This is a genomic window from Leyella lascolaii (assembly GCF_900079775.1).
Taxonomy (GTDB): domain Bacteria; phylum Bacteroidota; class Bacteroidia; order Bacteroidales; family Bacteroidaceae; genus Prevotella; species Prevotella lascolaii.
Genome location: NZ_LT556049.1, coordinates 417,451 through 441,628 on the forward strand (window position 1 = coordinate 417,451; position 24,178 = coordinate 441,628).

Consider the following 24,178-nt stretch of genomic DNA (forward strand, 5'->3'; position numbering starts at 1 on the left):
ACTTATGTCGCAAATTTATTTAAACATCAATAGAGTGGGTGTAACAAACAGCTTGAACAGTATAAGTTTTGTCTTAACATGTTTGTTTTCACAAATATTCTTGTAGGCAGGCTTATCTGTTTATGTATTTCCTTCCATTTTTTATATAGATGCCTTTTGCCGCCTTTTGTGTTTTAGTTCCGTTTATGTTATATATTCCGTTCTGAATGTCAGAATCTTTGAATGATGTGTTTTTTATTGATGTTTGTATAGGTGCGAACATGAGTCCCTTGACAAGTCCTTTTTCCATGTCATGACTGCTGATATCGATGTGTCTGTCTGATATGGAACTTACGTATTGTCCCTCGATTGATACATGGTCAAAGGTTATGTCACTTATGGTCTTGGACGGGGTCCCTACTTTTTCCCATCCATAAAGTCGTATACTGTTCGCTATTGCAGACTGTGATGTATTCGGGCATGATATGTTTTTGAATGTTACGTTTCTTATTCCGCCGTCAGTACTTTGATCACCCTGTATAGAGCCGAACCAGAAACTTTCTTTGAATCCCATACCGATGAGCCGCTCACACCGGTTCACGTATATGTTTTCGAATGTGATATCATGGAAGTAAGTGCCATGAAGCGCACATATATTCATGGCAGACCGTTCGTCCAGTCTTTCATGATAATAAGGGTCATCATATGAAAACAGAATCTCGCTGTTGGTGAGCTTAATGTTGCTGAACTCCGAGGCACGTGTTTCGGCGCCAATGCCGAATGCGTTGTTGCCGTCGTTCCAGAGTTGCATTCTGTTGAATGTAAGTCCGGTATTCGGAGGGCATTGTGATATTGGTATGCTCTCGTCGTAAAGTCCCTTTATGGCAACCGCGTCATCGCATGAGCGCACGAATATGTTATCGAAGGTGCAGTTTATGCAACGTGTAAGATCCATCCCATCGGTAGAGGCGTATTTTGTGCCTATTATTTTAATATTGCTTACATTGATGTTCTTGCATTCGGTGAAAGTTGTTTGCCAGGCACTGTGTCCGTGGGTGAACACAATGATACCGTCGACTTTTCCAGCATCAGTCCACGACATGTTCAGGCTGTTACCTCCGGTTTCTGCTGAAGTCATTATTATTCCGTGTCCGTATATTTTTGCACAGTCATCTCCGGAAACAGAACCGCTTAAATTTATTTGTCCAAGAACAACGGCTCCTCCCTCAATCCATACTTTTCTGTTGCCGCTTACAGTCAGTTTTCCGCCGAATGTAGAGATGTTGTTCAAATCCCAATATCCAGGACCGAAATAATATATTCCAAGGCGGCTGTCATAGTGAGTCCTATTGTTGTAGAATCGTGTCAGTTGCGGTTTCGGCTCGACTTTGTTGCAGAACAGATGCAGGATGTCGCCTTTATAGCTTCCGTTGAATACAATTGTTATGTTCTGTTGAGGTTTGTTAATCTTGAACCTGACGTATCTTGAAGTCTGCTCAATGTCACTTATGTCAGCGTCATGCGGCAGTATTTCAAAACTGTTTATCTTCTTTTCCGAAGCAATGGTGACGTACGGTTTCCTGTTTTCCGTAAAGTCTATATATCCGAATTGCACATTTCCGTTCCAGAAGTTCTTGTCATTGTACAGTCCTATGTAAGACACGTCATCAACAGACACATTGAAGGTTGGTTTAAGTTGTGTGTAAGGATATTCCTCAGGTACGGAGTATGTTATCAGAGAACTGTCTGTCGCCTGATAGTCCGTGCCTTTCCATAGAGTGTTGTTGAAGCTTTTGAAGTCTTGCGCTATGGACGATACTGATATGATAATCTCGACAATTAAGAATAATAATGTCTTTTTCATAAAATATGTGTGTGCTTTTATAAATGCAAATTTATTAATAGAAGAATCCTTTGAATGTAAGAAATAGCTTGTATGCTGTAATTTTTGTATTGTTTCATACTGACTCCGCAATATATTTCAGAATTGCATTTCAATACACGGTTATTATCTCTTCATTTCATTGTTTTCATCCTGTCGTTTCGTGTAGCATCATTCTCTTTGTTTACATGATAAATGAATATTTGGTGTATGTTTTTTCTTGTCAGTTGAATGTCATATTATATACCAGACGTTTGTCAACAGCCTTGTTTGTCGTTATTATATTAGGGTCTTTATCGCTGTTTATTTTTTTACCACATATCACAACATTGTCAAAATTTATGTCATGGATATATTTTGTCGGAGTTCCCGGACTGTACCATCCGTATAGCCATATTTTATTGGCAATGCCTGAGCCAGAGTCGTATGGACTGTATATGTTACGGAAAGTTATTCCGCTTATCTCACCGTCTGTGCTCTGGTCTCCTTGTAGTGCACCGAACCAGAAACTACTTTTGAATCCCATTGCAATCAGACGTTCGCAACGGTTTACGTATATGTTTTCGAATTTTATGTTATGGAAGAAAGTGCCATGAAGTGAACAGATGTTCATAGCGGATCTTTCGTCCAGGTGTTCGTGAAATTCCGGGTCATCATATGAAAAGAGAATCTCGCTGTCTGTCAGACTTATGTCGCTGAAATATGCAGCCCGTGTCTCTGCACCTATCCCGAATGCGTTGTTGCAGTCGTTCCAGAGTTGCATACGCTTAAATTCAAGACCAGACTGAGGCTTGCTTTTCACCGGAGGCAAGTTTCCCAATCCTTTTATCGCCACACAGTCGTCAGAGCTTCTTACGAAAACATTGTCAAAACTGCAGTTATTGCTTGCTATAATGTCAATACCGTCGGTTGATGCGTATCGTGTGCATACAATCTTCATATCATTCACTTTTATGTTCGAGCAATTAGAGAATACGGTTTGCCAGCAATGTTTTCTGTGAGTGTGTACAAGGATTCCCTCAACATGCCCTCCTTCAGAGTATTCAACACTCAGGCTATTAAGTCCGGTTTCTTTGTCATTCATGACCATTCCGTGTCCGAAGATTCTCGCGCATTCAACACCTTTGTTAGATTCGGTAATTCTTAGTTGTCCATTTATGACAGCACCGGGTGCTACGTATATTTTCTGTTTACCCTTTATGGATATGCTTCCGTTGCATCCTGGTATTTTTTTCAGATTCCAGTAACCGGGTCCGAAGAAGTATGTTTGCGATTGTTTATCGTAATGTGTTACCTTATTATATTTGTCAGACGGCACCGGCTGTTTTTCCATTCTGTTACAGAACAGATGTAACACGTTTCCTTTATAGTTCCCATTTATTACGAGAGTGATATTCTGGTTGGGCTTGTTGATGTTGAAGGAAACATGACGTCTGTCTTTTTCAACATAACTTATATCTGCGTTGTGAGGTAAAAGTTCAAAATCATTTATGTCTGTATCAGTTGTTATTGTTATAGTCGGATGGGTCCCTTCTTTAAAATCAAAATATCCGAAGCAAACATTTCCGTTCCAATAGTTGAAATCATTGTACAGCCCTACATATGCTTTGTCATTTATAGAGACATTGAACACCGGTGTGCCTTCAATGAAAGGATATTCTTCTGGAACTGCGTAAGTACAGAATGAGCCATTACTTGCACAGAAATTATTTCCCCTCCATAATTCATTATTATACTTCTTATAGTCGTTGGCTACGACGTTGATTACTACTGTCATTAAGATAATTAGTGCTGTGGTCTTTTTCATTGCATTATATATGTTTTATGTTGAATATCATATTTATCGCATATTGTTGATGCACATAGGAAGAATAACTGTAATCGGATATGTTTCTTCCGTGTAATTGGTTTTATTGCATCATGATGAATCCTCCACGTCCCTGAAGAGTCATTCTTATTTTTCCGTCATTGGGTATCGTTATATTTTTCATTTCGGCGTCGGGTATTATTTGTCCCTTTTTCAGTTTTTTGTCAATCATACAACTGGCGCGTTTACCTGAAAACATAGGCAGGTATAGGTCTAATCTCATGGGCTTTTCAGTTCCGTTGATGCCTGCTATATACCATTTGTCTGCATTTCTGCGTGCGATGACGGCATATTTCCCTGGAAATCCGTCTATAAACAGTGTCTCGTCCCATGAGGTTGGCAGTTTTCTTATAATTTCTTTTTCAAACTGAGGTATATTTCCCATTATGTTTGGAGTTACGGCTATACAGTTTATTCCGGACTGATTGGTTATAGCAGTGGCTATCTCAAAAGTATCTGATGTGTATCTCTGATGACGGCTGTTATTATCATGGCTCATGTATTTGTTGAGTATCACCCCACCCCAGTCGAAACTTCCTATTGCGTTTCTGCAGAAAGGATGTAATGTCATCTCGAATGCTTCGCTGACGGAATGCTTTTCTTGAAAATATACGTTTTCGGATGCAAGGCAAGCTTCGCTTCCCATATAATTAGGATACATACGTTCCCATCCTCTTGGTATCGTACAACCATGGAATATCACCATAAGTCCGTAATCGTTTGCATCGGACAGTATATCCTCATACAATTTCATTGTTTCTTGCTTGTCTCCTCCTAAGAAATCCACTTTTATTCCTTTCACTCCTATTCTCTCAAGCCATTCCATTTCTTTTTTCCGCCTTACGGTATTGTTCATTATGTTTCGTGGCGTTTGCGGAGGATTGTTTGCAGTCCCGTTAGAATTGTACCATAAAAACAGCCCGACATCCTTAGACTGCGCATATTCCGAGAGTCTGGCTATATTTTCACGTCCTATTCCCTCATCCCAGTTCGCATCTATGAGTGTGTATTCCATTCCGAGTTCAGATGCGAGGTCTATAAACTTTATCTGGTCTGGATAATTGCATGAAGCGTCCTGCCAAATCAGCCAGCTCCATGAATAGTGTCCGGTCTTATATTCTTTTTTGGCTTTATAAAGTTGTTCTACGTTATTATATGGAGCCATTGTCTCAACTATTGGTTTTAGTGAGTTTCCAATAGTTATTGTACGCCATGGAGTGTTTCCTGGCAGTCCGAAAGCGGGTTGTACGCTTCCGCTTCCATTGTTTTCTCCTTTTTGTGGAAACTCCACCTTATATCCATTGGTATAATCGTAGTCGCTAAGCCTGCATCCGCAGTAATCACCTGTTGTGCCTGTTTCGCTAATGAGTATCCATCCTTTATCTTCTGTTCTGAAAAGGCATGGGAAAGTATATCCGACATTATATCTTGATGGTTCATCCATCGGCATGTCTGTCTGATAATCTTCTTCATAAGAAGGTTTTGTCGCTTCCCATCCTGTGTTGGGAGGAGCCTGAGGCGTTAGGAACGTCCTTGTATGTTGTGGCAGCATGAAGAATGTATGTTCGTCCATTATTCTTGCTGTTCTTGTGCCGTCGTGCTGCTCCGGAATGTAATATCTGAATGAGATGTCATTGTCTGAGACGCGAAATGTTAACGTGAAGGTATAATCGTCATTTCCCTTGCATGATAAATCGATGCAATTCGCATGATAGTCCGTTTTCAACCGTTTTGCTCTCGTAACTGTATATGATGTGTTTATGGATTTTCTTTTTACTCCTGTTATGCTTATCCCTGACGTCATGTCTGCAAAATTTGTACTCAGTCCGAGTCTTGATGGCAAAAGCATTATATTGTTGCTGTAGATTACTTTATAAGAAAGTATTCCTCCATCATCTGATATTGTTACATATAATTCTCCGTCGGGTGATGCCACTGTGTATTCTGAAGCACCGGCATGGGACATGATTACTGCCGTCAGTATAAATAACATCAAGGTTCTTGGTAAATTCATATTTTATTGCTTATTGTTCATTTTGTGTTGTGACGTTTTGTCTTGTTTGTTTCGCCCTGTATTCGTTGGGTGTCATTCCGTATTTCTCACGGAAGCATTTTGTGAAATATGATGGAGACGTGAATCCCACATCATATCCAATATTGGACACTTGTATGTCTGTGGTTATCAGCAATTCTTTTGCTTTTATCAGTCGTGCGGCTTTAAGTTGTTCTATCGGTGACATTCCTGTAAACGACTTTATTTTTGAATACAGTTGTGCCCTACTTATGCACATGTGTTGTGCCATTAGTTCTACAGACAGAGTCTGATCCGACATATTTTCCTTTATATAGTCGCGGAATCTTCTCAAGAACTCCATTTCTTTCGGCTTGTCGTTATGGATGTATCTGTTGTCCATATCATTTCCGAATATGTTTCTTAGAAGTATGCGGTTTTCGAGCAGATTCTCGATACGTGAGAGCAACAGTCTTGCCTGAAACGGTTTGGTTATATATGAATCCGCACCGACCTCATATCCTTCTGTCTTATGTTCGTCAAGACTTCTTGCTGTGAGCAATATGACCGGAATATGGCTTACTGATATGGTAGATTTCAATTTACTGCAAAATTCCTGTCCGTCCATGACCGGCATCATCACATCACAGATTATCACATCCGGTACAGTAGATTGTGCTTTCTCGTAACCTTCCAGTCCATTGCAAGCTTCTACGGTCACATATTTGTCGCCAAGTATGAGTCTTATATAATTTCTCATCTCCGTGTTGTCATCTATTATTAAGATTTTCGGTCGAGTGTCCTTATCTTCATTTCTTGTTTCTGTATCAATCTCTTCCGGTTCTGCTGTCATACAGGTTTCTATTTTAGTCTGTCTCAATGGCATTGTTATCTCAAATGTAGTCCCTGCTCCTTCCGTGCTTTGTACGGTTATCGTTCCGTGATGCATTTCTACGAATGATTTTGTTACAGACAGACCTATCCCGGTTCCTCCGCGAGTGTCGCTTGATTGATAAAATGTGTCGAAGATGTGTGGCAAATCTATCTTTTTTATACCTCTGCCATTGTCGCTCACACAGAACTGCAGCTCAGACGGATTCGATTTGTCCACATTTACGGTAACTCTTATGATTCCTCCAGGCTTTGTGAATTTGAATGCGTTTCCTACAAGGTTCACAAATATGCTTGTCATTTTTATTCTGTCAGCCTCAATCCATATAGGATGCACCGATGAAGGTATGGATAGTGTTACTTGCCGCTCTATCTCCATATGCCTGAAGTTTTCTGCCCAATCATTTATGGCTTTAGCCAAATCAAAATGGACAAGTTTCAGTTTCATCATTCTGTTTTGTAGTTTCTGGAGATCCAATACTTCGTTGACAAGTTCGTGTAGTAACGACAGATTATGGCTTGCGAGAGTAAGAAGATTCTTTTTCTGTCTGTCAGAAAGCGTGCTTACGTTCATGAGTTCCTCCACCGGTCCCATTACAAGGGTTAATGGAGTTCTTATTTCATGGCTTATGTTTGTGAAGAAGTTCATCTTTATCTCAGCCTCTCTTGCTATTCTCTGGTTTTTGTTTTTCAGAGCGATATTGTTTTCCTTCAGCATAAGGGTCTGCTCTTTCTGTTTGTCAAGTTGTATATGCAGAGAAGCTTTGAGCCTTCTTATTTTTTTCAGTTGTATATATGATATTATGAGAGCCGAAAAGATAGTTATTATTATTATGCATAGCATCCATACAGCCATTCTCTGTTGTTTTCTGGAGTTATACATTATCTTCATGTCTTCCTGCATCTGGCTTATCTGTGAATCCAGACTGTTTATCTCTATATATTGTTGCAGTATCGTTTGCAGGTTGCTACTGTCAACAACTCCGGTGGGAAGTATTGTCTCTCTCGTGTATTGCTTTCCTTTAAGTATGTTTATGGCGAGGTCGAGCACCATGTCGCCACGTGTCGGATATACAAACGAAGCCGTGAGTATACCGTCCTTTATTTTTTGCAGTCCGAATGGTTCCTTTGAAAGGGCGTCTATGCTGACCAGCTTCAGTTGCGGGTTCTTTTCGCGTAGTTTGGATATAACGCTAATGTCTGGCACCATACCGTCCGAATGAAAGAATACAAGGTCCACTTTCTTGTTTTCGTTGAATAATCTCTCAAGACAAGGAATTGCCTCCTGGTATCTCCAGTTGCAATATTCACTGCCAACTATATGCATGTCAGGATGTTTCTTCAATACTCTGAGGAAACTGCTGCTGCGTTCTATTGTCGGGATGTCGCCTTTCTTTCCCATTATTTCAACGATGTTGCCCTTGTTGTTTAGTATTTCACTGACATAATCGGCGACTTGTTCCCCTATTTTGTTATTGTCCGCTCCTATATATGCGGTGTATCGCTTTATAACCTGTCTGTTGTCAACGGCTATTATTGGGATGCCACTGTCGTAGGCTTTGTCCAAAATGGCAGTTACACGAGGGTCTGGTATTGGTGATACAATTATTAGATTTATACCGTTGTCTATCATTTTCTTGATTTGTCGGGCTTGCCGCGCGCCATCGTTCTCTGCAGATGCTATGTCAAGAACCACATTGCTATATTTGAATGAAGTGTATCTCATCTCATCACAAAGCTTCTCACGCCATGAATATTTATGAAAAAGAGAAACTCCTATTTTGAATTTCTGTTCCCTGTCGCATGATGACAGGCACATAAGTGTTGCTGCTGCTGTCAGTATGAGAGCAAGGCACATCAACCTCCATGTTGTTTTTTTATGAATCTTCTGTGACATATTATGATTCTTGCGGATTGTTCGTTCTTTATTAAGGGTCTTCAATTATTGAGTTCGGTACTCATGCAAAAGTATAAATAAAGTATATGGTGATATGTAATAAATGTATGGAATGATATAAATAATGTCTTGTGTTTTTTATATTATATATCTACCTGTTCCTGATAATAAAGGATTCGGTACATATATTATCTGTTTTTCATGTGTTTATGGCATTTATATCTTTAGCCGGATAATTCTTTTTTTTATATAAAAATCCCCGGTGCCAGTATCTTGTTTCACTGCCACCGGGGATGCTCATGTCTGTATATGTTATGACGTGCTGCTGTTGTCGCCTGCCGTTATATGTAAAGGTCTGTCGGTGTTGTTTTGTGTGGAGGACAGACCTTGGCTGTTTTTCAGCGACGGGGACGCCTGTCTATCCTCTTCATCTTCAGAGGCTTTATCTTCACGTTCTTGAACCACACCTCGTTGCCGTGGTCCTGAAGCAGGATGTTGCCGCGCTTGTGGTTGCCGAAGTTCTTCCAGTTCTTGTACTTGCTGTATGCCACGAGTGCGTTCCACATCTGGTTGTCGCGCTCGTACTCCAGCAGTTTCACTCCGTTGAGCCAGTGCTCCACGTGCTTGCCTCTTACTATCACCATGGCTGTGTTGAAGCTGTTGATGTCGAAAGGCTTCTTTTCCGGAGCAGGTATGAGGTCGTAGAGCGAGCCGAGCTTGCGGTTGCCTTTCACTCCGAGCTTGGCGTCCGGGTGGCGCAGGTCGTCGAGAATCTGGAACTCGCAGCCTATGGCAGAGCCCTCGCCTTTGTTGGCTTCCGGGTCCACGAAGTATTTTATGCCGCTGTTTGCGCCCTCTGTTATCTTGAAGTCTACGGTAAGTATGAAGCTGTCGTACGTGTCGGTGGTGACGATGTCACCTCCGTTTGACGACTCTCCACCGTCGGCAGCCAGCACCTTGAGCACTCCATCCTCTATCTTCCATCCTTTGTCGGGGAATGCGTCGAGTTTGGCTCCGCGCCATCCGTTGGTTGTCTTGCCGTCCCACAGCAGCTTCCAGCCAGCCTTCTCCTCCTGTGGCGACAGGGTGTTGTCTATGCAGTTGGCTTGCGGGGTGCGGTCTTCGGGTGTGAGATATTTCTCCACGTCCTCCGTGCATATGCGTATGTCGCGCCATGCCACGGTCTTGCCCTCGTCCGCCTTGTTGTCTATGGCGTGCACCTGCAGTGCTATGATGCCGCTCAGAGTCTTGTCGTCCCACAGGTTGGCGCACGGAATGTCGTTCACCCATGTGCGTATGCTGTTGCCGTAAGCCTCTATGCGTGCCTTGTTCCACTGTCCGTTCTTGAATGCCTTTCTGGCTTTCGGATTCTTTGTGAGCGGATAGAGCCATCCTCGGCGCGCCTCGTCGTAGATGCCGCCCGTCCATGCTCTCTGCGACGGGTCTATCTCGAACTGATAGCCGTGCACACGTCCGTCCTTATACGACTTGACGCTTTCGCTGCGCAGCTGCACTCCTGAGTTGAGCCCGTCGGTTATTCTGAACTGGAACTCAAGGATGAAGTCGCCGTACTGTTTCTTCGTGCACAGGAAGGAGTTGGGCGTGTTCATCTTAGTATATCCCACTATCGCGCCGTCCTCCACCTTATATTGCGCCTTTCCGTTCTTCTGTGTCCATCCGCTGAGACTCTTTCCGTTGAACAGCGGTTTCCATTCCTGTGCCGTCGCCGGCAGCAAGAGCAGTGCGGCGAAGGCTGTCATTATCTGTTTTTTCATTTTCGTTGTAGGTTTATAATCTGTTCTCCTCCGTAATGCCGTCGGAGTTGTTTTATGTTATATTGTGTACTGCACACACGGATGCGTCAGCACAATGGTGTGTGTGCGTCGTGCCTTACACCTTGTACAGGAATTCCCATCCCTTGCGCGGCGGCATGCCCGAGAGCAGCGCGTTGGCGAAGGTGTTGTTGGTGAACTGTTTTGTGCGCGGGTCGAAGAAGAGCTGCGCGTTCAGTCTCTGTGCTATCACGCCGAGGCAGAACACCTGGCTGAGCACTCCGTTTATCTCGAACGGCGAGCGGGTCTTCTCGGTTCCCTGACAGGCGCGGAGGAAGTTCACGTAGTGGTTGGACGGGCTCTTCGGCACCTCGGGCAGTTTGCTCTTCATCTCCTCAGCCTTATCGCCTATGATGGACAGAGTGCTTCCGTGGCTGCTGCCCTTGAATATGAGGTCGCGGCTGTATATTATCTTGCCCGGGTTGAGGTTTGCCACCGGAGTGTCGCCCTGGTTGCTTGCGGGGATGTCGGGGTTGTATTCCGATTTGCCGTAGCCTTCGGGCAGTTTCGGCAGATTGTCTATTCCGTCATACCATGTCACATCGCACGGCGGCATGTTGCCTCTTGCTCCGAAGCGGAAAAGTATGGTTGAGGAATATGGATAGAAGAAGTCGTTGTGGCCTTTCTCGTATGTGAGCGACACCTCATAAGGCAGTCCGAGGTCGAGAAACTCGTGCGCCGTGTCGAGGATGTGCGCTCCCCAGTCGCCCAGCGCGCCCATGCCGAACTCATACCAGCTGCGCCAGTCGCCCTGATGGAACTTTGCTGAGAAGTCACGCCACGGACACACGCCGAGCCACACGTCCCAGTTCATGCCGTCGGGCAGGGCGTCTCCTGACGGCAGACGGTACATCTTGGAGTCGTAGCTGTGCCAGCGGCGCGGGTTGTTCATATGGGCTGTGATTGCCGTGACATCCTTGATGATGCCTGCTTCCTTCCATGCCTTGAACTGGAAGTAGTTTGCTTCGGAGTGACCCTGGTTGCCCACCTGTGTCACAACCTTCGGGCACGAGCGCGCTTTCTGCATGAGCAGCTCCGCCTCAATGAACGTGCGTGTCATCGGTTTCTCAAGATAAATGTGCTTGCCATACTCAAGCGCCATCATCGCGATGGGGAAATGACTGTGGTCCGGAGTAGAAGCCACCACGGCGTCGAAGTTCTGGCTGTACTTCTCGAACATCTCGCGGAAGTCGGTGAACAGTTTCGCCTTCGGATACTTGCTCTGTACCTTCTGTGTCTGTTTGCCTTTAAGGTCCACATCACACAGTGCCGTCACCTCTATCATACCCGTGCGCTCGAACTCTGCCACGTTCTGCTCACCACGGTTTCCGATGCCGATAAAGGCTATCTTCACCTTGTCGCCGCCGGTGTTCTTAGTCTTGTTTGCACCTGCCGGCCCTGCAGCCAGCGAACCGAGTGGCGCCAGTCCCAAGCCTGCCGCAGCCACTCCCATCTGTTTGAGAAAGTCTCTTCGTGTAGTCATTACCTTATCAGGTTTTTATTATTATTACTGTTGTTATGTCGTTTATGTCGTATAACACCCTGCCGTGAGTGCTCCGGTTTAGGTTTTGCGGGCATCACCATTAGCTTGATACATATTTCCGTGTACGTGCACGGAAGCTTTCCAATATAAAAAAGTGCCGTTTCTGACCCTTTTAAAGTTTTGTTCTGAAGAAACGGCAGATTCACCGCCGCACTCCGGACACACGTTGCTGTCCGCACAGAACGCTCCTCAATATGTAGCAAAGATGGTGCAATCGGGCGGAAAGAAAACCTGTTTTCAATTTCCCGAGCGCAGCCCGTCTTATTGAAAGATGGTGCAAGCGAGCGGAAAGAAAACCTGTTTTCGGTTTCCCGAGCGCAGCCCGTCTTATTGAAAGATGGTGCAATCGGGCGTAAAGAAAACCTGTTTTCGATTTCCCGAGCGCAGCCCGCCTTATTAAAAGATGGTGCAAGCGAGCGGAAAGAAAACCTGTTTTCGATTTCCCGAGCGCAGCCCGTCTTATTAAAAGATGGTGCAATCGGGCGTAAAGAAAACTCGTTTTCAATTTCCCGGGCGCAGCATCATTTTGTGCAAAGATAGTTATTTCTGATAATAAGATGTATCATAAATCATATCAATGTTTACGTTTTTTTATTTTTTTTACATTTCTGTCTGCGATAAACCCTAACGCATCAGAATGCCGGTTGTGCGTTTAAGGCTTATTGCCGGTTCCTCATCCTTCTCCCTCACTGCCGCCGTCATCTTGCCTTCCGCTTCTTTTCAGACGCAGCCATCCACATCTCAGATAAAGCTGAACACAATCCGGCAGACAGCAGCACGGTATAAGAATGGAACTATGATGACCTGTTCTCGGTAAGGAGTAATATTAAGCAGCTGTTCAAAATCAACCTGTTATTATATGATTACTCATATGTTGTATATATATTTGCCATCATCCTGTGCTGCCGTTCAGGTCTTCATTCCAATGTCTCATCGGTAGTTTAGCCCGCCACACACCCTCTTCATACTTTGACATGCGCCTGTTGTTTGACTGCGCCATATGGTGGAGCGGAGACGAACTTGCGTAGAGCGTCAACTCGCTGAGAATAGCCTACAGCCGGACAGAAGACCCTCCGCCTCCGTATGGACGAATTTTGGGACGTTTGCGCAATGTGTTGAGTATCAACGTGGTGCGTTTATGGCGGTCTCGATGGGCTTTCTCCGGTGTGCGGAAAAGGCTTTTCCATGGTGCGGGAAAGCCCGTATGGGAGCACGGAAAAGTACGTTCGGGCATGCTGAAAGAGCTTTTCCGCGATAAGTTAATGCCGAAGAAGGATAACGGACATTATGAGAAAGCCAGGTAAAAGAACTGGAGGGGTTATATTGCGATGTAGGTTGTGGCATAGAATGCAGGGTAAGACGGTGTGGCGGATGACTGGAACGGAAGAAGGGGACAGCCTGCACGCGCGTCGCGTTTCTGTTTTGCGGAAAAGCGGTGTAAAAATTTTTTACTTCCGGTATTTCGTCATCATGCGGTTCTGCGGCACCGCGCACCGTTGCAGACTGCTTATCACGAACAGGTCATTGTACTCCTGTCCGGGATGAAGGAGCGTTTTTCTCGTATCCGAAAGCAAACGCTTCCTCCCTCCGGCATCATGGATTATGTATGTCTTATGTTTTCTTCTGCCCCGAATAGGTATTGTTACTTTCTTGGTTTAGGGGGTGGAGGGGTGGTAACTGCTGACGGCATTTGTCCCTGAATCTTCTTAACATCATCGCCAGTACTAATATGTATTGTGTCTGGCGAATAACTTCTATTATTGCTGCTCATCTTGATTATAAATATTATAATAAACTTCTTTTATATATGTATCAACTTCTTTATCAACTTTATTTTGTAGCCATTTTGGAATCCATCTGATTAACCTGTTTAGCTGTGATTGCTTCTTGCATTCGGTTTCTTTCAGAATGAAAAGCTCCATCATCACTTCATCATCTGTCTTTTGTTCCTTGTCAAGCTGGTAGAAAAAGACTTCCAGTTTGTTCAAGAACGAATTATAGTAGTCCATTATTCCATCAAGCTCACAGAGTTCTTTCTCCTGTTGTAAAATTTCAGGAAAGATTGCTTTTGCAAGAGATACTATAGCTATTGCCCCCAATGCATATACAGAGGCTTGGATGTTGAACGCGGAAGCAACAGTACCTATTGCAGCTGATGCAGCAATAAATACCTGATAGAGACAGTTCATTTGCCGTTGAATACTGTTATAACGGCGAATGCATACCACATTTGCTTTTGCTTGCTTGAACTCTTCCCAAATCTTGTTACGCACTTCCATGTGTTAGTTAGCCTTCTGAGCTCTCTTTTATATACTTACTTTTGATATCGTTCCACCGAGGAATGTTCAAGTTTTTACCATAGTACGCTTTATAAGCTTTGCAAACTTTCTCATTCCAATGCTCAGCAATGGTACTGCGAGTATCATGGTAACGATATATAGTCTCTTCGAGGGCTGCAAGGAAGTCTTCAAGTGATTCAAACGACGGAAATTCTGGATTTTCTGAATACCATGTCGAGGGGCGAATGTTCACTATGACTTTATTCTTGTATTGCACTTTGACAGGCCATACTCCGCTTGTTGAACATATTTCCCAAAGGTTTTTCATCCAGAATTTCTCTATTGTAACGATTCCGTCCTCGCTCTTGTACTTGATGAGCAGGTGTTTGGAGTGGAGTTTCCAGGGCTTGTCTATAATGAGATTGATAAAGCTGCGGAAAGCCGCCACGTCGAAGTTTGGGCTGCCTGTGAATGATTTGATTTCAAGCCAATCACTGTTGAGGTCATCGGGATTGAGCCAGAAGTCGGGCGATGATTGCTTCTCGTTGTGAATGTGTGTAATGCCCTTTGAGGTCATCCACTTGTCGAGCCATTCTTCAAGAATGTTGCCTACAACATTGTTCTGCTCAACCGTTATCTCATAGTCTTTCAGTTTGAACTTAATAGCTCCCTGTGCGCCCTCAAAGCCGAAGTCTTCTTGTAGGGCTTTGTAAAGTATGTCTGCTGGATTCATATCGTCAAAAACGAAAAACATTTTATCACGTTAATTTTACTGTTTGCTAATTTCGTTAACAAGTCGCTCGGCCACGGCCTTTATTACAGGTACGACCACGGTATTGCCCAACAGGTCGTAGCCATCCCTTTCGGACATTCCTAGCACATATTCCTCTGGATAGCCGAACAGCCGCAAACCCTCGCGCAGTGTAAGTCGGCGCAGCCCTCCGTTGTCACCCACATATAGTTTGTTCATATCCATTGCTACAAGCGTGGGAGCTACATCATTGGGATCTAGTATCTTGCTTATGTCAAAGCTCAGTTTGCCTGCTACGATATTGTAACCCTTTGACTTATTTTCATCCGCCACTCTTACGTTGTAGCTTACGCCACTTCCATTTTTTTTTGTGATGCGCTTCTTGGGATGTTCGTACACAAGATAACGTTTCTTCACAAGGCTTTCAAGTAGTGTGTCAAGGTCTTCACCTTGATAGAATGATGCGATCATTTCACGAGAAAGCGGCATCCCGTCCATCCAATCAATGCCCCATTGGCTAGCCCATTTCTTCTTTCGTCTCTCGGTGAGTATCTTGTCAAGCAGGGCGCGTTCCGTCTCTGTGGTTTCGCCTTTGATGCCAATGTCCCAGCTATGTATGTTGTCGCAGCCACCGCGTTTATCTTTAATGGATTTTCCATAGAGTTCATCCAAGGAAAATCTTTTGAGTAGCAGCTTTGCAATTTGGTTATCTGATACTGGTTTGCCCTGCTCCAGCACGTCACCCACTTTTGCTTTTCTAACGGGGAAACCATCTAGCGACACCTCGTTGCCGAATGTTCCCACAATGTATATTCTTCGTCTTGCTTGCGCCACCCCGAAGTCTGACGCATCCAGCACTCTGTGGCTGACTTTGTAACCAAGGCTTCGAAGTGTGTCGAGGATGATGTGTAACGTGCGACCTCCATCGTGGTTTACCAAGCCCTCCACATTTTCGAGGAAGAATCCTTTTGGGCGTTTCTCCTTCAAAATGCGAGCCACCTCGAAAAACAGCGTTCCGCGTGTCTCGTCGGCAAAGCCCTTTCTTACCCCCGCTGCCGAGAATGCCTGACACGGGAAGCCTGCACAGAGAATATCAAAATGGTCTGGGATGTATCGTTTGGTCGATTCTTTCGTGATGTCGCCAAATGGCATTTCTCCGTAGTTCGCAATATAGGCTTGCTGTGCCGCAGCTTTGAACTCAGATGAATAAACGCACTTGCCGCCAAGTTGCTGCATAGCGATGCGGAAACCTCCCATGCCGGCGAAGAGGTCTATGAAGGTGAACTTAGGATTTTCGGGCGCAGGAAAAGGAATATTAAAGAAGTCATCGAACAGATTATATTGCAAAGGCGATTCTGCAACCTTCCATATTTCCTCGTCGGATAAGCCATCTACCATCTCTTGATGGAACTGCTTGTGCGAGATAAATTCACGGATAGCTGTAACTATTTCCTTTCTCTCTTTCTCGCATGTTTCCTTCTGATGATTGTGCAGATAGAGGCTCATCACCGCCATCAGGTCTTCATACGATGTCTCTCCGTATATTTTTATGTTATTCTTACTGTCTATTTCCTCAGGGAAATCAGTCAGTTTTAAATCTTTCAGTTGTTTCTTGGTCATTGCTTCTAAAATAACCTGATATCCGCACCACAGCAGTCCTTGAAGTTTCAACATTCTTGACAACAAAAAATTGCCCGTAATTTAGCCTTGTCTAAAGAATTATTGGTGGCGCAAAAATATATCAGCAATTCATCGACACGGCATGGCAAAAATACAAATAAAATCTGAGAGACAGACAACTGTCTCTGGAATTTTATACGTATATCTCAATTTGTAGGGTGTTTTTAGTAGTATTTAGCCAGTGGATTAAATTGTAAGTGGTTTTCCACTATATTTTTCAAGTTGGTTTTGTACTTTTGCATGCACAATCCGAAGCGTAGAGGAGTACAGCTGTTGAGCTATTCCTTGTTGTATCGGTTGTACCTGGTGTTTTCTTCAACCCATCTGCCTTGTCATTATAACATCAATCTTTTTGTCTAAAAAGAATCAGTACAACCGTTATAACCACAACAGCTTAATGCTTTTCTTCATAAATGCGTATCGCATCGTCCATTTATACCTAATTATAGGTGTGTACCTGTTGTATTCTTCGGTTTAGGTTTCCCATTTGAGAGAAATTTTACCTATATTTTGCGATTATATGTATATTGTGTCTGTTTGTACCTTTGCACCACGAAAAATACACAACATATCAGTATGAAATCATATCTCTCACTGGTCTCCTTTCTTGTTTGCTTCACAGGCATTACATCTGTTTATGCACAACACAGAGGCGACCGTCAGGGGCGGGTCATCATCAGCGGACGGGTCGTCTCTTCAGATAACGGAACGATAGACCTTGCCACCATACACCTTGAGGGCATTCCATTCGGTGCCAGGACAGACGGTGACGGACACTACACCATATCGGCACCGGAGGGTGAATATACAATCTCTGTATCTGCATTGGGCTATAAAGACGCGCACCGGAAGATAAAGGTAGGCGGCAACGGACTGCAGGGGCTCGATTTCAAACTCTCCCCCGACGTTATAGAACTTAATGCCGTGACGGTCACGGCGACAGGTGTCGGCAGGGTGAAGCGTTCTGCCTACAACGCCATTGCCATTGATACGCGAGGCATGCAGAACACCACAAAGAACCTGAGCGACGCGCTCGCCGCGCGCCAGGAGTGAAACTGCGCGAGAGCGGAGGCGTGGGCTCGGACATGCAGCTGATGGTCGACGGTTTCAGCGGCAAGCATGTAAAGGTGTTCATCGACGGAGTTCCGCAGGAAGGTGTGGGGAGTTCGTTCGGACTTAACAACATCCCTGTGAGCTTCGCCAAGCGCATTGAGGTGTACAAAGGTGTCGTCCCCGTAGGGTTCGGTACCGACGCGCTGGGCGGGGTCATCAACATCGTGACAGAGAAATAGCCGCGCCGGTGGTTCGCCGATGCCTCCTATTCTTACGGCTCGTTCAACACGCACAAGTCGTACGTACACTTCGGACAAGCCTTGAAGAACGGTTTCACCTATGAGGTCAATGCTTTCCAGAACTATTCTGACAACGACTACCGGGTGGACGCTCCCGTAAAGAATTTCGATACGGGCAACTTCAACGAGGCGGAGAAGGTGAGAGTGCGCCGCTTCCACGACAATTATCACAACGAGGCGGTCGTAGCGAAAGCGGGTGTTACAGGCAAGCCGTGGGCAGACAGGCTGATGGTGGGGCTCACCTATTCACATATGTATAAGGACATACAGACCGGTGTGCGCCAGAAGACAGTGTTCGGAGAAAAGCACCGTTACGGTCATTCGCTTATGCCTTCGCTGGAATACAGCAAGCGTAACCTGCTGGTTGAGGGACTGAACGTGGTGCTGACAGCCAACTACAACCGCAACTCCACCGTCAATGTAGACACAGCACGCTACCAATACAACTGGCTGGGCGAGCGGCACGAGCTCAACTCGCCGGGCGAACAGTCTTACTTCATCTTGCCTGAACTTCAGGTGAAGCTGTCATATGAGAAAGCTTATCGCCTGCCTACCATTGAAGAGATGTTCGGCGACGAGGATCTTGAGAGCGGAGACATAGGCATACGTCCGGAGAACAGCGACAACCTCAATCTCAACATCAGCTGGTCAGGCAAGATGGGCGACCATTCGCTATACGCGGAAGGGAGCCTTGTCTTTCGCGACACCAAAGACTACATACAGCGCAACGTGCAGGACCTCAGCGGAGGACGTGAGAATGCCACCTACACCAACTACGGAAAGGTGCTGACCAAGGGGTATAACCTCTCTGTGAGATATATGTTCAGGAATGTGCTGAGCGTCGGAGGCAACTTCACTCAGATGGACGTGCGCGACAACGAGAAATATCTGTATGCCCTCAACTATCATCAGGGCAACGCCGGAACGACCCAGTCGTTCGTGATGGACGCAGCCCACAACATCACCAAGCGCACGCAAGAGTATAACGTCAACCGCTTCACCACATACGGATTCTATGACGGCTACATCATGACAACCTCCAGCGGCAACGGTCCGAAGGAACTGGCTGACGCCAACGGCTACATTCCCAAGTCGTTTCTTATATCTTACCTTGACGTGGACAATCAGACTTACACGTCGAACAAGGTTTCAGCCGAGACGCCGTTCCTGGCTGAGAACTTTCTCGGCAATGGTGAGTTTGTCACGTTGGCGGGACTTCAGCAGGTGGGCGGAAAGCTTTATGCGGCAGCCGTACCTATGGGACTGAGCCAGTATGGATGTATGCAGAAGAATGCGGACGGGAGCTAAAAGTGGGTGCTCCCCGGAAACGAGGACCTTATAAAGAAGGAAGCCGGAGGACAGGGAAGCAGCTCGTATAAGAAGGATGAGCTGTAGTGGACTCAATATCCCGACGAATGCTGGGTGACAATATTCTCCGACAAGACGCTGACGCGGCACAAGAACATCAGGACCGACAGGATAAGCTATGCCGCCGTACGGTTCAAGTCGCAGTACTACCAGATGACGTGGGCTGCCGACGACGGATATGTGTACGTGTTCTCACCGAGCTATGCAAAGGCTATGACAGACAAGAGACAGCGGACAACTCTGCCGGCTGGGGTGGTGAGAATCAACACGAAGACGGAAGAGTTTGACAAGAACTACTATTTCAACATCGAGGAGAAGACCGGCGGTCTGTCCTTCCTCCGCACGTGGTACATAGGCGGCAACTATTTCCTCATGCTGATGTACGACCGTCCGCTTACCGAGTCAAAGCCTGTGGGCAACCGGCTTGCTGTGTTCAACGTTTCCAACGGCAATCTGACATACGTCGAAGGGCTGCCTGACGACATCACGGGCTTCAGCAGTATCCCTTACATGGAGAACGGCAACGCCTACATAGGTGTGACCACGGCAAGCAGTCATCTCGCCATCTACAAGATTGTTCCGGCATCAGCCAAAGCCACCAAGGGTCTTGTGGTGGAAGCCACCTCGCTTGACGGCGTGGGTAAACTGGACGCAGTCAGGGTTGGGGATGTCTTAAAGTAAATCATATTCATCAGAAAAAATCAAGCCGGTCGGACTGCCGTATGTCAACGTCCTGTCAGGTCCGGCTTGATTCATCATCAACGGACACATAGCTTATGAGAAAATACGCAAAGAAACTCCATCTGTGGCTGGCTCTCCCTTTCGGCGTCATCCTGACGCTGGTTTGCTTCTCGGGGGCTGTGCTCGCCTTCGAAAAGGAGTTCACGCAGTGGGCTTATGCCGGACTCTATCAGGTGGAAACTGTGGGAAAGGACAGACTGCCGGCAGGCGACATCGCGGCTAAAGTGGCGTCTTCCCTCCCGGACGACGTAAGGGTGACGGGCATCACTATATACTCCGATCCTGCCCGTACTTATCAGGTCAACTTGTCAAAGCCTCATCATGCGTCGGTGTTTGTTGACCCATACACAGGTGAGGTGAAGGGGTCTTACAGGCGCATCCCATTCTTCCTCACCATGTTCAAGCTTCACCGATGGCTGCTGGGAAGCCGTCCTGCCGACGGAGGCGTCTTTTGGGGAAGGGTTGTCGTGGGGACGAGTGCGCTCGCCTTTGTCTTTGTCATCCTTTCGGGCATCGTAATGTGGTTGCCACGTTCGAAGAAAGCGTTGGTCAACAGTCTGAAGGTCAATTGCTCACACGGGCTCCGCCGCTTCTGTCACAGCTTTCATGTGGCTGTCGGGGCGTACACCTGTCTGCTGCTGCTCTGCATGGCTCTCACCGGACTCACATGGTCGTTCGACTAGTATCGCAGCGGTTTTTATGCTGTGTTCGGGGCTGGCGGACAGCAAGGCGGTCACAGACATTCACCTTCGGAAGAACGGCATAGAGGACACCACCGCAACAACGGAACGGAGACATATGCCGTCTGGCAGACGGTATATAAGGAACTGGCGGCACGTAATCCTGAATACAGTCAAGTCACTGTCAATGCCGACAATACGGCAACGGTACAGCTCCGTCGGTTCGGCAACACCATGGGCGGCGACCGTTATGAGTTCGAGCCGTCCGCAGGCAGGTTGACGTCGTTCACGCCTTATGCCGACCTGCCGTCCTCAGCGAAGATAAGAGGACAGATATATTCCTTGCACACCGGCACCTGGGGAGGATGGCTCACGCGCATACTCTATTTTCTTGCAGCCCTGCTTGCCTCCGCGCTCCCTGTCACAGGATATTATCTGTGGTTCCGCCGCGTTTTCCCAAAGAAGAGGGTCTCTGAGACTTAAGCACGCTCCGCTTATTGGCACATCATGCAAAAAGGCACCGTCGCGGTGCCTTTTTGCCTTCATGGTCGTCCCTCAGAACGAAGAATGGCTTTATTTTCCAATGTTTATTGCAGTACAAACGTAACAGTTCGGTATCTGAAACGCACTCGGTCTTGGTGCCTGTGGAGTGCAGAAGGTGTTTCTTTTCAGAAGAATATTTCCACAGATGAGTGGACATCTGACCGAAACAGAGATAATCAGATTCTTCTGCTTGCCTGTCCGGAAACCGATGAGGCATGTTGGCGGGCTCATAAGTGGTAATCCATTTCATGTTATTGGATTTTAAAATGATAAACGACAGCGACTGTCGGAGCAAAGGTAGGAGTTCCTTTCGGAACAGTCAAACGGTTTGGATCTAATTTAAAAACATTATATATGGTTTGACGGATAACATATATCATAGACATAAAAGACATCCGCAAACTTTAAGGAAAGGCTTCGGGATAAGTCCCGCATGCCTGCATTGTCTTTGCGTCAACAGCAAGACGTGTTTTTTGTAACGCCGCATCACCCATCTTTAAACACCCAAGAATCTCTTTAACTCTCTTTATTTGCTTTCACAGCTTGCGTTTCCAAAGAAAACATTAACTTTGTGGGAAATAACCGATAGTTATCTGTAATAAATATACTGAATCAGGTATGTTTAAGAGTGAAAGATACATATGAAGTCCAATGATAAGGGATAAGGGTATTATAATATGAATACAAAAGCGAAACCTTTCATCAAATGGGTTGGAGGCAAAGGGCAGCTCATCGAGCAACTGTAAGCAAAGCTTCCGGCTGACTTTGATAATTGGAAAAACGCGACATACATAGAGCCTTTTGTTGGTGGTGGTGCCATGTTGTTCTATATGCTGCAACAACACCCAAATATCAGGCGTGCCGTAATCAACGACATCAACAGCGACTTGATTACTTGCTATAGAATCGTCCGTGACAACGTGGAAGAGCTTATTCCTGCTTTACAAGACATCCAGGCACAATATTACGCTTTGCAGGACATGGAGGCGAAGCGTGAGATGTACATGGCTGTGCGCCAACGCTACAATGAGAAGAACCTTGATCCTGTTGAGAATACTGCAAAGTTTTTCTTCCTCAACCGCACGTGTTTCAACGGGCTGTACCGCGTCAACAAGAAAGGCTTGTTCAACGTGCCTTGTGGAAAGTATATGCAACCACAGATTTGTGATGAAGAAACTCTTAGAGCTGACAGCAAATTACTGAAACGGGTAGAAATTATGGAGGGTGACTTTGAAAAGACTTTGCTTTATGCTAAAGGTAAAACGTTGTTCTATTTCGATCCTCCATATCGACCGCTTAGTGATACATCCAGCTTTAATGACTATACCAAAGAATCATTCAATGATGATTCGCAAGTTCGATTGAAAGAGTTCTGTGACAGAGTGGTGTCTGAAGGACACTGTTTTATGTTGAGTAATTCTGATTGCAAAGGGAAGAACGAAGAGGATAATTTCTTCGATGTTCTCTATGCCGATTATTATATAGACAGGGTTATGGCATCACGCAATGTGAATGCGAATGGGGCAAAACGAGGAAAAATATCAGAATTGCTTATTCACAGCTATCCCAACACTAAAGATAGGTTGTCTGATAATATTAGCGAGCTCAATTCACGACTGATGACAAAAAAACTGAAAATATATGCTTAAAGATTTTAATAAATTCATGTCTCAACTTAAAGAGACAAACCAAACGTTAGACTTCTTCTGCGACTTTGAAAAAATCTCGCAGAAAGTTGAGGATATTAAATTGAGCCTCTGAATGTTAAATAGCCTAATAGGAGCGGATGACTTGCGCGGAAGTGTAGAAACAATATGGAAGAGAGACCCGAAGGCTTTTTCTGTTATGGATATCCTTGTAGCAGTCCGAACACGTGATAAGAAGAAAATTATTGACTCCGTAGGCAACTGTGTTCCTTTAGAGAGTATGTTCACATCCGTTGATTCTGTGTTGATATTCTTGGAAAAAACAGGATTGGGCGATATTCTCCAACATCAAAAGGTAAAAGACCTTGTTGACTATGTCTTTGGCATAGAGATAGGACTTGACACCAATGCACGAAAGAACCGAAGTGGTCGTGTTATGGAGAATACTGTCTCCAATATACTGACCGAGGCTGGTGTGCCTTTTAGGCAGGAAGTATATTCGAGAGAATGGAAACAGATTACCGAGGTTTTAGGGGATGATGAAAAGCGTTTTGATTTCGTGGTTGAAACGGCTTCGAAAGTGTATCTGATAGAGGTAAACTTTTATAGCGATGGAGGCTCTAAGCTAAACGAGGTTGCCCGTTCGTATTCTGATATAGCACCAAAGATTAATTCTGTTGAGGGCTTTGAATTTGTTTGGATTACAGATGGTATGGGATGGAAGTCGGCGAAAAACAAGTTGCAGGAGGCATACGGAATCATCCCAAATGTTTATAATCTAACGACAATTTATGACTTCATCAAAACCCTGAATGCATGAAAGCAGGTGGAAAAGACGGTGCTAATACCAGAACCGGGTTAATTTGTGAGGGCAAAGTAAATTTGGCAACATTTATTGCCAAACAAAAAAATACACGGTTAAAGATTGCAATGTACTTTATCTTGGAGAATGCGTTGCGCACATCTTTAAGAAATACGCTTTCAATACGTTTTTAGAAACGAGAGGGATTGATTGGAGGCAACATCTGTCAAAGCAGCTTCTTCCTGATAATGCCATATATGTTATAGTAAACAATACGATGCTCATCTTAGAGGTAAATACGCGACACACAGTTGGTAGTGTTGATGAGAAAGTGCAAACTTATGATTACAAGAAGAAACAGTATCAGAAGCTGTTGTTTCAACTGAACATGGAAGTGGAATATATTTACATTTTAGACGAATGGTTTAGACAAC

13 protein-coding genes and 4 pseudogenes are annotated in these 24,178 nt (G+C 45.1%); 8 read left to right on the forward strand and 9 right to left on the reverse strand.

Annotated elements, in window-relative coordinates:
- Positions 1 to 112: 112 nt before the first annotated feature.
- The 6 genes from BN4609_RS11910 to BN4609_RS11935 all read right to left on the reverse strand — a co-directional run bounded on the left by BN4609_RS11910 (position 113) and on the right by BN4609_RS11935 (position 11,842).
- Positions 113 to 1,843: a glycoside hydrolase family protein gene (locus tag BN4609_RS11910; protein WP_068856865.1), complete on the reverse strand. Its 1,731-nt coding sequence runs from the start codon at positions 1,841 to 1,843 to the stop codon at positions 113 to 115.
- A gap of 241 nt (positions 1,844 to 2,084) precedes the next feature.
- Positions 2,085 to 3,668: a glycosyl hydrolase family 28 protein gene (locus tag BN4609_RS11915; RefSeq protein ID WP_122982648.1), complete on the reverse strand. Its 1,584-nt coding sequence runs from the start codon at positions 3,666 to 3,668 to the stop codon at positions 2,085 to 2,087.
- Positions 3,669 to 3,771: 103 nt separating this feature from the next.
- Entirely contained in the window at positions 3,772 to 5,742 is a 1,971-nt protein-coding gene (locus BN4609_RS11920) for a glycoside hydrolase family 97 protein (protein WP_068856867.1), read from the reverse strand.
- A 10-nt stretch (positions 5,743 to 5,752) separates the two neighbouring features.
- Positions 5,753 to 8,488 (reverse strand): substrate-binding domain-containing protein, encoded by a 2,736-nt coding sequence (locus BN4609_RS11925; RefSeq protein ID WP_068856868.1) that lies wholly within the window; start codon positions 8,486 to 8,488, stop codon positions 5,753 to 5,755.
- 437 nt (positions 8,489 to 8,925) lie between these two features.
- Entirely contained in the window at positions 8,926 to 10,302 is a 1,377-nt protein-coding gene (locus BN4609_RS11930) for a 3-keto-disaccharide hydrolase (RefSeq protein WP_021993791.1), read from the reverse strand.
- 115 nt (positions 10,303 to 10,417) lie between these two features.
- A complete protein-coding gene (locus tag BN4609_RS11935) occupies positions 10,418 to 11,842 on the reverse strand; it encodes a Gfo/Idh/MocA family oxidoreductase (RefSeq protein ID WP_021993792.1) in 1,425 nt (474 codons plus the stop codon).
- A gap of 324 nt (positions 11,843 to 12,166) precedes the next feature.
- Here BN4609_RS11935 and BN4609_RS11940 point away from each other — a divergent pair, with 324 nt between their 5' ends.
- On the forward strand, positions 12,167 to 12,442 hold the full coding sequence (locus tag BN4609_RS11940) for a hypothetical protein (protein WP_068856869.1): 276 nt from the start codon (positions 12,167 to 12,169) through the stop codon (positions 12,440 to 12,442).
- Positions 12,443 to 13,659: 1,217 nt separating this feature from the next.
- Here the strand turns inward: BN4609_RS11940 and BN4609_RS11950 are convergent.
- From BN4609_RS11950 to dcm, 3 genes are read right to left on the reverse strand one after another with little or no spacing between them, the layout of a single operon-like run.
- Positions 13,660 to 14,181, reverse strand: a complete 522-nt coding sequence (locus BN4609_RS11950) for a hypothetical protein (protein WP_068856871.1) — start codon at positions 14,179 to 14,181, stop codon at positions 13,660 to 13,662.
- Positions 14,182 to 14,188: 7 nt separating this feature from the next.
- Complete coding sequence (locus BN4609_RS11955) at positions 14,189 to 14,914, reverse strand: NgoBV family restriction endonuclease (RefSeq protein WP_206196561.1); 726 nt, start codon at positions 14,912 to 14,914, stop codon at positions 14,189 to 14,191.
- Positions 14,915 to 14,950: 36 nt separating this feature from the next.
- Positions 14,951 to 16,606 (reverse strand): DNA (cytosine-5-)-methyltransferase, encoded by a 1,656-nt coding sequence (dcm, locus tag BN4609_RS11960; protein WP_241033254.1) that lies wholly within the window; start codon positions 16,604 to 16,606, stop codon positions 14,951 to 14,953.
- A 582-nt stretch (positions 16,607 to 17,188) separates the two neighbouring features.
- Here dcm and BN4609_RS17275 point away from each other — a divergent pair.
- The 7 genes and pseudogenes from BN4609_RS17275 (at position 17,189) to BN4609_RS17010 (ending at position 23,938) form a co-directional block, all read left to right on the forward strand.
- Positions 17,189 to 17,665, forward strand: a complete 477-nt coding sequence (locus BN4609_RS17275; RefSeq protein ID WP_068856872.1) for a carboxypeptidase-like regulatory domain-containing protein — start codon at positions 17,189 to 17,191, stop codon at positions 17,663 to 17,665.
- Complete coding sequence (locus tag BN4609_RS17280) at positions 17,662 to 17,904, forward strand: TonB-dependent receptor (protein ID WP_068856873.1); 243 nt, start codon at positions 17,662 to 17,664, stop codon at positions 17,902 to 17,904. Before BN4609_RS17275 ends, BN4609_RS17280 begins: the two co-directional genes overlap by 4 nt.
- Before the next feature lie 81 nt (positions 17,905 to 17,985).
- Positions 17,986 to 20,013: pseudogene (locus tag BN4609_RS17285) on the forward strand (TonB-dependent receptor domain-containing protein).
- A gap of 95 nt (positions 20,014 to 20,108) precedes the next feature.
- Positions 20,109 to 21,236: pseudogene (locus tag BN4609_RS11980) on the forward strand (PepSY-associated TM helix domain-containing protein).
- A 737-nt stretch (positions 21,237 to 21,973) separates the two neighbouring features.
- A pseudogene (locus BN4609_RS11990) lies at positions 21,974 to 22,945 on the forward strand (DNA adenine methylase).
- Positions 22,938 to 23,762 (forward strand): annotated as a pseudogene (locus tag BN4609_RS11995) (type II restriction endonuclease). Before BN4609_RS11990 ends, BN4609_RS11995 begins: the two co-directional pseudogenes overlap by 8 nt.
- Positions 23,759 to 23,938 carry a hypothetical protein gene (locus BN4609_RS17010; protein WP_241033255.1) on the forward strand — a complete coding sequence of 60 codons (180 nt, stop codon included), beginning with the start codon at positions 23,759 to 23,761 and terminating at the stop codon, positions 23,936 to 23,938. Before BN4609_RS11995 ends, BN4609_RS17010 begins: the two are co-directional and overlap by 4 nt.
- Positions 23,939 to 24,178 lie beyond the last annotated feature (240 nt).

Bases quoted from the DNA above. Each gene is read 5' to 3' on its own strand.
- BN4609_RS11910 (WP_068856865.1), bottom strand. From the start codon at position 1,843: ATGAAAAAGACATTATTATTCTTAATTGTCGAGATTATCATATCAGTA.
- BN4609_RS11915 (WP_122982648.1), bottom strand. From the start codon at position 3,668: ATGAAAAAGACCACAGCACTAATTATCTTAATGACAGTAGTAATCAAC.
- BN4609_RS11920 (WP_068856867.1), bottom strand. From the start codon at position 5,742: ATGAATTTACCAAGAACCTTGATGTTATTTATACTGACGGCAGTAATC.
- BN4609_RS11925 (WP_068856868.1), bottom strand. From the start codon at position 8,488: ATGTGCCTTGCTCTCATACTGACAGCAGCAGCAACACTTATGTGCCTG.
- BN4609_RS11930 (WP_021993791.1), bottom strand. From the start codon at position 10,302: ATGAAAAAACAGATAATGACAGCCTTCGCCGCACTGCTCTTGCTGCCG.
- BN4609_RS11935 (WP_021993792.1), bottom strand. From the start codon at position 11,842: ATGACTACACGAAGAGACTTTCTCAAACAGATGGGAGTGGCTGCGGCA.
- BN4609_RS11950 (WP_068856871.1), bottom strand. From the start codon at position 14,181: ATGGAAGTGCGTAACAAGATTTGGGAAGAGTTCAAGCAAGCAAAAGCA.
- BN4609_RS11955 (WP_206196561.1), bottom strand. From the start codon at position 14,914: ATGAATCCAGCAGACATACTTTACAAAGCCCTACAAGAAGACTTCGGC.
- dcm (WP_241033254.1), bottom strand. From the start codon at position 16,606: ATGTTGAAACTTCAAGGACTGCTGTGGTGCGGATATCAGGTTATTTTA.
- BN4609_RS17275 (WP_068856872.1), top strand. From the start codon at position 17,189: ATGAAATCATATCTCTCACTGGTCTCCTTTCTTGTTTGCTTCACAGGC.
- BN4609_RS17010 (WP_241033255.1), top strand. From the start codon at position 23,759: ATGAAAGCAGGTGGAAAAGACGGTGCTAATACCAGAACCGGGTTAATT.